At 64.6% G+C, this 9,779-nt stretch carries 5 protein-coding genes; 2 read left to right on the top strand and 3 right to left on the bottom strand.

Annotated features, from left to right (window positions below):
* The first annotated feature begins 411 nt into the window (after positions 1 to 411).
* Positions 412 to 726, top strand: a complete 315-nt coding sequence (locus IG63_RS22925) for a hypothetical protein (RefSeq protein ID WP_157210325.1) — start codon at positions 412 to 414, stop codon at positions 724 to 726.
* A gap of 55 nt (positions 727 to 781) precedes the next feature.
* On the opposite strand, the gene IG63_RS0120090 is transcribed toward IG63_RS22925, so the two are convergent.
* The 3 genes from IG63_RS0120090 to pglW are packed head-to-tail and all read right to left on the bottom strand — an operon-like array spanning position 782 to position 8,201.
* Complete coding sequence (locus IG63_RS0120090; protein ID WP_030486117.1) at positions 782 to 1,558, bottom strand: hypothetical protein; 777 nt, start codon at positions 1,556 to 1,558, stop codon at positions 782 to 784.
* Positions 1,555 to 4,041 carry a BREX-2 system adenine-specific DNA-methyltransferase PglX gene (gene pglX, locus IG63_RS0120085; protein ID WP_051707364.1) on the bottom strand — a complete coding sequence of 829 codons (2,487 nt, stop codon included), beginning with the start codon at positions 4,039 to 4,041 and terminating at the stop codon, positions 1,555 to 1,557. Before pglX (IG63_RS0120085) ends, IG63_RS0120090 begins: the two co-directional genes overlap by 4 nt.
* Positions 4,038 to 8,201, bottom strand: coding sequence for a BREX system serine/threonine kinase PglW (gene pglW, locus IG63_RS0120080; protein ID WP_051707362.1), 4,164 nt, complete (start codon positions 8,199 to 8,201; stop codon positions 4,038 to 4,040). Before pglW ends, pglX (IG63_RS0120085) begins: the two co-directional genes overlap by 4 nt.
* On the opposite strand from pglW, the gene pglX (IG63_RS0120075) reads away from it, so the two are divergent.
* On the top strand, positions 8,191 to 9,684 hold the full coding sequence (gene pglX / locus IG63_RS0120075) for a BREX-2 system adenine-specific DNA-methyltransferase PglX (protein WP_281174323.1): 1,494 nt from the start codon (positions 8,191 to 8,193) through the stop codon (positions 9,682 to 9,684). The two genes, pglW and pglX (IG63_RS0120075), sit on opposite strands and share 11 nt — an antisense overlap.
* Positions 9,685 to 9,779 lie beyond the last annotated feature (95 nt).

The following is a 9,779-nucleotide window of genomic DNA, read 5'->3' as shown; positions in this document are numbered from 1 at the left end:
ATCGCACCCCGATCGAGTACGAACTACGCTCCGAAAACGAACCCATCCCCGCTGTCAGTTAGCCACCGCGGATGGAGCCCAAACGGTAGGTCAGGTCAAGATGTCACCTATCCGTGCAGCAGACCCAACCTGCTGGCTCGTCGCGTGCGGGCTCAAGCTCCTCGAGGGCGAACCGCTGCCGTGCTCATTGTGCTCGCGACCGCCTTGCTCGTCGCGATGCACGCCTTGGGTGAAGCAGTTGCGAACGGTGCACCGGGGTGGCTCAACCTTTTGGTCCTCGTCCTCGCATGGGACGCGATGAAGCTTGCCTTTGTGTCTGGTCAGGTCGCAGTTCGTCTGCTTGGGCGAAGGATCCGTGCGAGCTCACGCTTCGCCGACGTCCCGCGGAGGGCTGTCTCGTAGCCTTGCCCCGTGGACGGTGACCTTGGACTGTTTGGCGATGAACCTGACTCAGTTGCTCCGCCGCCACCGTCGCCGACTCCCGTCGCCGATTGGCAGCGAGACCTGATCCGCAAGGCACTTGACGCGCGCGGACTGGCGTCGATGGATGACCGTCAGCGAGCCGTCGAGGAGGCTGCTGGCCGGCCGCTCGAGAACTTGCGTGACCTGACCCATGATGAAGCGATCGCCGTTCTGAACAAGCTCGGCCAAACTAAGGCCGCTGGCCAGCCGTCATCGTCGCTGTGGGACGCCCGCGGCGAGGACACCTGGATCGATCGTCTCTAGGCAGCGGGTCAAAGGGCCCGCGCCCGCCGTCGGCGTGGCCGCGATGGATTACTGGTCAAGCATCACCCGGAGCTGCGGTCACGATCAGTCGCTGCCCGCGGTGAATCGCCAAGTCGGCGACCGCCCGACTCGTAGTCGCTCCGATTCTCGTCGCCGCCGATGGCCGCTCGTGTGGAAACAGGAGACCGACGCCGGTCTCCGGGATCAAGAGGCCGAGTGCGCCTCGGGTTGGGTCCTGCCCGGGCATAACATGGACGTGGTGCGACATGAAGACCGTCGTGACCCACGGTTGGAACCGGAACCCGTCGTCGTACGTCGCTGCCGTCAACGTGAAGCCTCCGACTGAGGCGACTGGGTCGAAGGACGTGAGCCGCTGCATCGATGAGCTCAGAAGGAACGGCACATCCGTGCCGTCCGGCCACTGTTCCCAACTTGTGCGGAACACGTCGTATGCACGACGGTCGCCGCTCCAGGCACGGCGCACACCGGTGCGGTCGTCGATCTTCCCGCCTTCGACGTGCCAGACCCGCGCCGGCCCGAGTGCGGCCACGACGAACCCCGCTGAGGTGTTAGCTGCGAGGTGTGTCAGCAGGTCATCGATCGTGTCGGCGCGGTGCCCGATCAGATCGTCAATGACCTCATGTGGTTGATCGCCCGTGACGCCCACCATCAGATCCGGTCGTAGGAGAACGATCTTCGGCAAGGCCTCAACGTAGGTGCGACGCGTCGTCGCATCATCTGGGCGACCGTCGGGATAAAAGAACGAGACCTTTGTGTCCGAGACCATCGTGATCCGGTCATCGTCGTGGATGGCAGCGACGACCAGGCTCATTGAGGAAACCTCTCGCAGCCGTCGGCCAGGAGCACTTCGACGGACGCGGTCCCGAGCAGGTCGTCGAACACGAACCCCATGCGTTCGAATGCAGCACGACGTCGTCCCACATCGCCAGCCTCATCGAGGCGGAGGCCAAGCTCTGTCGTGCCACGACCGCTACGCGCGAGCTTCGCGAACTCTCGAACCGCGTGCCATCCGTGACGACGGCTTCGCGCCTCCTTGACGATCGCGATCATGCTGATGAATCCGCCGATCCCTCTCTCGGGGAGGTCGTGACCCGGGATACCACCGCCGAACCGGCCTGACATGTAGCCGACGACGAGGCCGTCCCCATTCAGAATCGCCCAGCAACTGAGCCCTGGGGCAGCCTCAGGCCCTCGCCGCCGTCTGTCACTTGCGACGTAGCTCGACTCCTTGACGGCGTCGATCTCCATCACGTGTTCGGCTTCCACCCGCTCGAGCAGAGCACGCAGCGCATCCACGTGCTCCCCTGCGGGCGCGAGGGATGTCATGGCCCAAGTCTGCCCCGGACCTGGCCGCCGAGTCCCCGGGACCAACCACAGATTCGCCAGACTGGTCCGAAGCGGCCACAGAATCTTTTCGATCGCCCCGTCGGCGCGACGCTGCCCGGTGCGCATGTCATATGGGTAGACGACTCGCTTCGAGGGGACAGCGGTCCAATCCCTGACGTCCTCCCCCAGCAGGTACGGCTTGATCAGGTCAGGCCGCGCGGCGTCCAGACGGATCTCTCTTACGAAAGCATCGTCGGCGCCGATGCGCACTGCTCGACCGATGGGCATTGCCACAACGTCGCGGACCCGACGGACCGATTCCTCGAGCGAACGCTTGAGATCGAGGGCGCCACCACCCACGAGCGTCCATGGATGCGTTGCGAGGTCTGATCGCGGAAGGTCCCTGACGCTGATCCACTCATCCGTGAAGCTGGGGTCATCCAGGTGCTCCACGATGCGCGTCCAATATGGACCACTCCCGTTGGTGTCGCTGGAACCCTCTCGCTTCCCCATGGAAAGCACGCCCCGCACCTGTCCCGATACTGGAGAGCGATTTACTCCAATCAAAATGACCGTAGGCGTGCCATCCATATTGTGACCGGGCATCCAAGCGCCTTCGGAGTCGATCACATACCTCAGGTCGCGGGTAGGCAGATACTTCTCAACGAGCGGCTTTCCGAAGCCTCGCTTCATAAATGAGTTGCTCGTGATTTGGCCAATCCATCCCGGCCTGTCACCTCGACGGGCCAAGAGAAAGAATCGCTCCATGAACGGCACGGTGAGCGCATATGTCCCGCGACAGTACCCATACATCGCCCTGTACAAAGCATTGAGAGACTTGTCGGCAACCGTAATGTAAGGGGGGTTTCCGACCACGACGTCGTATTGAGCATTGGCGAGAATCTTCTGCAGTGCCACGAGGTTCTCAGTGGCGTAGGCGAACCTCGCCGCGACTTGGTCAGCAGACAACGACGCTCCCAGATCGAACTCGCCTTGATCGAGCCCGTGCAGCAGCGAGTCGCCCGCCGCGAGGTGGTACTTGAACGCGGGTGCGTCCTCGAGGGTCGCGATGTCGCACGCCTGGAGTGCTGACACTGTTAGTCGAAAGCGCGCAATTGCAACGGCGAATGGATTCAAGTCAACGCCGTACACCGAATCTAGGGCGGATTGCACCCTCTCGCGCTCATCCATTCCAGGGGCGTGCTTGTGCCAGCGGTTGAGCAGTCGCTGGAACCCTCCGAGCAGGAAGTGACCCGACCCGCAGGTGGGGTCGATCATCTTGAACCCATCGAGCGAGCGCTCGTTGAGGGCGGGCTCTAGGGTCCGGTCAAGGATGAACTCCTCGACGAACACAGGCGTTTGCAGGAGGGCATAGCGCTTCTTCGCGTCTTCGGAGATGTCCTGATACAGATCGCCGAGGAAGCGAGTCCCCAGATCCGGGTCGGCCAGGTCTCGGATCAGCCCGCCGGCCTCGTTTCTCTCACGCCAGAAGTTGAGGAGCCGGGTAGCCGCATCGCCAGAAGGAGTGACAAGCCACATTGGCGAGGTGTCGTCAACGAGGCCAGAGGTCGCCGGCAACGACTTGAAGTAGTCGATGGCCTGGAGGAGCCACTCGCGGTCGGTGACGTTCGCGTTCGTGCGCGCGGCCTCGCGGAGGAATTGCTGCTGCGCGGCGATCGCTTCGCGGCCCCGTGGTCCGCTGATCCACACGGGCTTCACCAGTGCGTTGTCCTCGCAGAAGCGAATGAAGACGGTGGTCAGCACCCATGCAACTGCTGCCAGCGTCACGCGTTCGTCAACCCATGCCTCCCACGCAGCTGCGGTGCGGTCCGCGGCTCGTGCAGCGTCGTACTCAGCCCGCCATGCGGACTGCACTTCAGGTAGCGACGCGACGCGCGCACGCAAGTCATCCTCAAGTCGCAGCACCTCAGCGCGCAGCTCGGGGGTCAACGTGTCACGGGCGCTCATCGCGCTTCTCCTTCAGTCATTGCAAACGAACCCTCGATGTGGACGAACTGGGATGCGTACGTCAGTGGTACCGCAACGCGGTCGAGAAGCGGTCCACCACTCCCCTCTTCGGGAACGACGAGCCAGACCGCCTGCTCGCGGGATGTGGTGATATCCGCGAGCCTGCTCACCATTGCCATGTGGCCATAGCGAGCGAGCGGTGCCGCCTCGGTAATGAGGACGGGGTGGTCCTCGCTCGGGTTGCTGGACAGCGCATCGCGGATCGCTGCCTCAATCCGCGGGACCGCCTGCTCAACGAGCGCAGCCAGGCCGCGCGCATCGACCGACCCCGGCTTCGCAGCATCCGCGGCAAGGACTGTGTCCCATGGGACACCAGCCTTCTCTGCGCTCTCCTTCAGCGAGTCCAGGAGAACGTCGCTGACGTTGACCTCCGTCGCACCGTAACTACTAACGAGGCCCGCGGCGAGACGCTCCGCCTGCTTCGCCGGTACGCCTAGCGCGAGGAAGGATCGGGCACCGATGCTCTCCCGAAGGGTGTTGCTGGCCGGATGCCCCCCCGCCTCCATCGTGCGGATCGGGATGGCCGGGTACGTCGTCTGCGTGACGAACGTCGTGTCGGAGTGAGCCGACGGGATCGAGTAGGACTCGCCGTCCCAGGTCAGGCCAGTTCCGGCCTCTGCCAGGACTCGGTCGAGCCCGGGTCGACCGGGCACACCGCCGACGCCGGGGAACCTGACCTGAACGAATCGCCTCACGTCCTCGACCGAGAAACGCTGTGACGGCATGGTCGATCCGAGGGCGAGGCGCACGGCGTCGACGACAGGCATGTTGGTTGAGTAGAGCTCGCCGCTGGCGGACGCTGCGGCACCCTCAGAAAGTCGGGCAGCCAATCGCACAAGTCGCGTGTCGTCGAGCGGAGGCAGATCGGAAGCCCAAATCTGGCGCAAAGCCGGAATCGACCGACCCCTCGGTACCACGAACTCGCCTGCGGACGCGGAGTCCTCGACGAGCTGCGACGCTCGGGCACCGAGCGGCCCCGCCACATCTGCCACCTCCGCCTTGCGCGCCAGCAGAAGCCGGTTGTCCTTGCGACGGCGTCGCCGTGCGATAGGCGACTCTTCGTCGGCGCCCTTGGCCTTGTCCTCAGCGCGATCGAGAGCGGCGCGCACCATCCCGGCAATCAACCGCCGATCGAACGTGGTCGCGCTCGCGGGAGCGAGAGCATCGACGATCGAATCGGTCCGCGCCGCACCATCAAGTCCATCAAGCACGCCGACCACGCGATCGAAGACGACGTCAAGGAGCGAAGCAGCGTTCGGCGAGTTCGCCCACGCGTCGCGCACGTTTGCTAGTGCGGCCGAGACCTGCGGCTGGCCACCCAGCCCGAGGGCGGGTGCGAGGTCGGCCAATACTGCGAACGGATCGACGTCACCTTCCAGGCCGAGAAGCACGGCTGCAGCAGTCCGACGAGCCTGCGCCCGGGCAGTGCCGGCAGCTTCAACCAGGAGAGTGGCTGCAACGCTGGGCGAGGCGAACGGGTCAGCGTGGTTGACATCCTCTGCCTGCGGCGCGGCCGGAGGCAGTTGGTCGGCGAACTTCTCCCGCCACTGCTTTGCGCGTCCACGGATCTCGCGCTTGGTCGCATCGACGATGCCGGTGAACCGGCTCAGCCGACTCGTGTCCAGCGCAGCGAGATCGCCAACGGTCTTGAGCCTGAACGGTTCCAGTGCACTGAGCGCTCGTGGCGTGAGTCCCGACTGCGGCAACGGTGTATCCGGAGTCGCACGCTCAGCAACTTCGTCTGCATCCTCCGGCGTGGTCGCCACCGACGTCGCCAGCGCGGCGCGCCAGTCAGCGAGCATGTCCGAAGCCGTCCCGTGTCGCTGCTTGGCATCCTTGGCGAGCCCCTTTTCGAAGAAGCGCACCAAGGCGTCGGCAACGGTGGCGTCGAAGTCGCCCGGCTCGATAGTGGCCTGCTCGACGAACTGCGGTGCAGTCTCGCCATCGCCATACACAGGGGCATGACCCGTCGCCATCTCGAACAGCGTGACGGCAGCGGCGTACCGCTCAGCTGCCGAGTCCCAGTGTTGACGTGCGCCGGTACCGAGGAACGGATCGAGGTAGGGCGGCGTACCAGCGCTGATCGTCGCAGCGCTCGCCTTCGCCAGCGAGAAGTCGAATAGGACGAGGTGCTTGGCGCGGTCGCTCTTCTGTTCGCGCACGCCAAGGTTCGAGGGCTTGATGTCGCGATGGTCGACGCCGGCCTCGTCGAGTGAAACGAGTGCTTCGAGAAGGTCGGTGCCCCAACGGTCGAGGAGGTCGAGAGAGAGCCGACGGCGGTCTCGAAGGACGTCAGCAAGTGTTTCCTCGCCCGCCGACTCCAGGAGAAGCGCCTTACGATCTCCGACCTGCACCGGCGACGTCTCGACGATGCGAACAATCCGCGGCTGCTTGCGTCCGTTCAGGGTGGCGAGCACCTCAGCCTCGGCATCTAGCCGCTTGGCTGCGTTGTCGTCCACGGCGACCTTGAGTACGCGAGACTCGCCGTCGGCTTCGCGGTCGCGAACCAGGAGTCCGACGGCTGTGGAGCCCGAGCCAAGGCGTCGCACCAGCTCGAACCGGCCACCAATGACGGTGCCGGGCGGCGCGTCGAGTGGGTCAATCTCCGCGTCGCCGGTGCGTGTACCAAGTTCGCGCTCGACGCTGCTGAGCTTCTCCAGGAACGTGTTGGCGTCGCGAAGTCGCTCGCTGACCACCGGGTTGGTCGCGGCAAGAACAAGGCTCCGCAGAGAATCGGAGACCTGCGGTAGATCGGCAGCCAGGTCGAGCCCTTGCTCGCGCTCCAACCGCTGCTTGAGCTCGACCGCGCTCGTTGCAGGGTCGTGCCCCGTCACCAACAGATAGGTGAGGGCACCGAGCGCGAACACATCGAGACGGGACCTGCTGGCGTCTGGCCGCCACTGGCCCTCCGGCGCGACGTACGCATCTGCGACACGGTCGACCTCGCCCTGCTTTCGCGCTTCGAGCAGTCCGAAGATACGAGTCGCCCCACCCTGCGTTTCGAGGACACTCGGCCCGGCGCCTTCAGCTGCGCCGGCGACCCGCCACCCACCGATGAGAGTCTTCGGGTCACCGTCGTCGTGGACGAACACCGCTGACGGGTTCAAGCCTCGGTGAACGACGCCGTTGGAGTGTGCGTACTGGACTGCCTCAGCGAGCTGGCGCACGAGGTCGATCTGGCCTCGCAGGTCCAGCTTCGAGCCGTTGTCAGCGAGCCAGAGGTCGAGTCGCTGGTCGCTGGGGCTGTAAGGAAAGACGAGCCCGCTTCCGAGCTCGTCCTCGACGATGTCCTGTGGAGCGAGGATGCCCGGATGGTGTAGCCGTGATGTCAGCGCGTACTCGCGTTCGGCAAGCCTGCGGGCTCCGGCGATCTGAGCTTGGGAGGCGCCCCGGGGGGTCGTGAAGAATCGGATGCGAGCCTGCTTGCGAACGACTCGGTGCTCGGCCGGCCAGTCCTGCCAGTCGTCCGCCTCATCGAGCGCCTGACCGGTTAGGCGCCAGGAGCCGATCTCGCGCTCGCGGCGGAGCGCGAATCCGGCTTGGTCGATGACTCGTAGAACGTCCTTCTCGTTTACCGGGCCTCGCCGTGGAGGCTCGAGGAGCAGATCAGCGATGTTCGGCAGGTTGCTCTGCTGCTCGCGACCGTCGAGTCCGTACAAGTCGTTCTTGTCCGAGTCGCTCAGCAGGCAGCGGGTCGACTGCGCGTGCAGGAAGATCGCGGGCTTCACGAACGGGACAACTCGTTCGTCTAGACCTGACCGCTTGGCGGCATCCCGCAGGATCCCGGCGAGGCGTCGAGCCTTCATCGCGGTCTTTTTCAGCGGGGAGTCCTCGGAGCGGTGCCGCAACTCCCAGCGGTAGGCGTTGCCGCCTATGTCGCCCTGATAGTGCTTCAGCTCAACGAGGTAGAGGGTGCCCTCACCGAGAACGAGTAGGTCTACCTCGGACCACGTCCCGTTGCTGTCGACGAATTCGAAGTTGCACCAGGCGTGGAAGGGACCCCGGTCAGGGAGGAGCTCACGGACGTGCTCGAGGCCCTCCCGTTCGTGGGCGTGTTCGGTCTCGGTTACGACGTGCCAGCGTTCGCTGTTGGGCTGCATCGAACGCTGTCACCCCCTGTTGTCGACCCCGACAGAGCACTTACCTATCCTTCCACGGCGGTCCGACAAAGGTGGGAGCATCCCCGACTCCGCGGCGCCTCCGAATCGGTCGACCTTCCAGGGGAACATGGCGGATGCCGGACGCGTTTGGTGGGAATACATGCAGCACACCGCTTCGGCGTATACCACCGATTACGGAATCAATTTTGCGAATGTGGCGTCCCATAACCACTTTTCGCTTGGTCGTGGCGGCGTGGTGTTCAATGCGCATGCGCCGGTGATTAAGCTGCCGGCCCCGGCCGTCGAGACTGACTACTTGGGGCTGTTGGCAGTGCTAAACTCCTCCGTAGCGTGCTTCTTGATTCGCGCAAATTCCCAACCTAAGGGAGGCGCCGCTAACATCACATGGTCTCGGACGTTTGAGATCACCGGCGGAACTATTGCTGAGCTTCCCCTACCCGCGGCGCTCCCAACGTCGCGCGGTGCGGCGCTACAGGAGCTCGCTGACGCACAACTAGCAACGTCTCCGGACGCCGTGGTTGCTCGCGAAGCCCTCACCCGGGACGAGCTCGATGTAGCCCGCGAAGAATGGCATGCCATTAGGCGGCAGATGGTTAGCCATCAAGAGGAGCTCGACTGGGAGGTATACGGACTGTTCGGGCTGCTCGACGAGGACCTGTGCTACCACGGTGAGGACTTGCCGGACCTATCGCCCGGAGAACGCGCCTTCGAGTTGTTCATGGCGCAGAAACTGGACGAGCCTGGCGCCGACCGGAGTTGGTTCGAACGCCTTGGCATCGTTCCGTGCACTGAGCTTCCTGCGGCGTGGCCGAAGCCGTACGCGGAGTTGGTAAGGCGCCGCGTGGAGGTTATCGCCTCCCTTCCTGCACTAGCTGTGCTGGAGGCGGCGGAGAACAAGCGGCGCTGGGCTCATGACGGTTGGGCGAAGCTCGAGGAGCGTGCCGCTAGGCGGTGGATTCTGGACGCACTCGAACGCGCTGACTTCTGGTTCGATCGGCACGGGCGGCCCACTCCGACGAGCTTGGCCGTGCTGGCCGACGAGGTCAGCCGAGACGAGAAGCTCGTAGCGGCGTTGAGTGTTTGGACAGGACAGAAGGACGTCGATGTCGCGGGCGCCCTCGGAAAGCTCGTGGAGCCGGAGTCCGTTCCCTACCTGGCTGCCCTCCGCAACCGGGAGTCTGGTCTGCGCAAGAGGGAAGCGTGGGCCGCGACATGGGACGCTCAACGGCGGGTTGATGCGGGTAGCGATGGCAGCCAAAGCGGTGCACTTGCGGTTCCGCCTGAGTTCAAGGAAGTCGACTTCGTGCGCTCGGAATATTGGCGGCTGCGCGGAAAGTACGACCAGCCGAACGAGCGGTTTGTTGCCTACCCCGCCGCAGGTCGCGAGGGCGACACGAGCATGGTCGTCGGTTGGGCTGGCTGGAACCACGCTCAGCACGCTCTCGCGGTTGCGACACTCTGAACCGCCCCGGCGAGTCCGGAGGCTGGGTTTGATGGCTCAGCCGGTCGGCTGGAGCCCGTTTCTTGCAGCGTAGTGAAGTTCCTCGGCTGCGATCG

The organism is Nocardioides aequoreus, from assembly GCF_000720335.1.
GTDB lineage: Bacteria > Actinomycetota > Actinomycetes > Propionibacteriales > Nocardioidaceae > Marmoricola > Marmoricola aequoreus.
This window is presented reverse-complemented; position numbering and strand designations above follow the sequence as displayed.